This is a genomic window from uncultured Aquimarina sp. (assembly GCF_947492115.1).
GTDB lineage: Bacteria > Bacteroidota > Bacteroidia > Flavobacteriales > Flavobacteriaceae > Aquimarina.
In genome coordinates this window covers 1-657 of sequence record NZ_CANLMM010000043.1, presented here as the reverse complement: position 1 = coordinate 657, position 657 = coordinate 1, and the positions used below count along the sequence as shown (strand labels likewise).

The following is a 657-nucleotide window of genomic DNA, read 5'->3' as shown; positions in this document are numbered from 1 at the left end:
TTGATGATGCTAGCTTTAGCTATGATCAATCCTTATATTGTAAAGATCAATCTGAGGCAACACCTGCTATTACAGGATTAACAGGAGGGATATTCTCTAGTACAACTGGATTGAATATTGATCCTGATTCAGGAATCATAGATATTACTAACAGTGATCCTGGGGATTATGTAGTAACCTACACCACAACTGGAACTTGTCCTAACTCCAGTCAAGTAAACGTAAATATAACTGAACTTGATGATGCTAGCTTTAGCTATGATCAATCCTTATATTGTAAAGACCAATCTGGGGCAACACCTACTATTACAGGACTAACAGGCGGAGTATTCGCTAGTACAACTGGATTGGATATTGATCCTGATTCAGGAGTTATTGATATCACAAATAGTGATCCGGGAGATTATTTAGTAACCTATACCACAACTGGAACTTGTCCTAACTCCAGTCAAGTAAACATAAATATAACAGATCTTGATGATGCTAGCTTTAGCTATGACCAATCATTATATTGTAAAGATCAATCTGAGGCAACACCTGCTATTACAGGACTAACTGGTGGAGTATTCTCTAGTACAACTGGATTGGATATTGATCCTGATTCAGGAGTTATTGATATCACAAATAGTGATCCCGGTGATTATATAGTAACCTATA

At 36.8% G+C, this 657-nt stretch carries 1 pseudogene; it reads left to right on the top strand.

The annotated features are described in order from the left end of the window. A pseudogene (locus Q1A73_RS24445) lies at window positions 1–657 on the top strand (carboxypeptidase); the annotation flags it as partial.